The 796-nt window shown below is 70.0% G+C and carries 1 protein-coding gene; it reads right to left on the bottom strand.

The genetic code is table 11. The annotated features are described in order from the left end of the window. Window positions 1-9: 9 nt before the first annotated feature. Window positions 10-764, bottom strand: a protein-coding gene (locus J0X19_RS24675; RefSeq protein WP_242583424.1) for an IS5 family transposase whose coding sequence is annotated in 2 segments (ribosomal slippage) — window positions 10-434 and window positions 434-764 — 756 coding nt in all. Because the reading frame shifts where the segments join, the coding sequence is not laid out codon by codon here. Between the last annotated feature and the right edge of the window lie 32 nt (window positions 765-796).

Genomic DNA, 796 nt, shown 5'->3' with positions numbered 1-796 from the left:
TAGGAGGTGTTAACAGTCGCGCAGCCAGAGGACGGTTGCGGCCAGGTGAATAAAGGCTAAAAAATGGGCCTCGAGCTTATCATAGCGCGTGGCGACGCGGCGAAACTGTTTCAGGCGGCTGAAGAGCCGCTCGACGGGGTGGCGTTGGGCGTAGCAGTGCGCGTCGTACGCGCGTGGGTGGCGGCGTTTGCGTCGGGGCGGAATCACGGCCACGGTGCCGCGGGCGGCCAGCGCAGCGACCAGTGGGTCGGAATCGTAGCCCCGGTCGGCAATGAGATAGGCCGGGGCCAGGCCCGCGAGCAAGGGCAGGGCCTGCGGCGCGTCGTGGCGCTGGCCGGCGGTGAGGCGGCAGCGCACGGGCCGGCCGCGGGCGTCGGCAGCCACGTGCAGCTTCGTCGTCAGCCCGCCGCGGCTGCGCCCGAGGGCTTGCGGCCCGTTTTTTTGCGCGCCCCGCTCGCGTGCTGGTGGGCCCGCACCGTGGTCGAGTCCACCAGCAGCGTGTGCAGAGCGGCTTCGTCCTGCACGGCTTCGAACACGCGTTGCCACACGCCCGAGGTGGCCCAGCGCTGGAAGCGCGTGTATGTCGTGTGCCAGTTGCCGCGTTCCGGCGGCAGGGCCCGCCAGCGCGCCCCGTTGCGGGCCAGCCAGAGCACGGCCTCCACAAATTGGCGGTTGTCGCGCCCGCGCCCGCCGCTTGTGCCCGGTCGCCCCGGCAACAGCGGCGCTAACCGCGCCCACTGCGCGTCCGTCAACATCTGTTCCATGCCGCAAAATAACCACTGTTAACACTTCCTAG

Source organism: Hymenobacter telluris (assembly GCF_017313265.1).
GTDB classification, from domain to species: Bacteria; Bacteroidota; Bacteroidia; order Cytophagales; family Hymenobacteraceae; genus Hymenobacter; species Hymenobacter telluris.
Note: the sequence above shows the minus strand (reverse complement) of the source record. Positions and strands in the feature narration are given on the sequence as shown.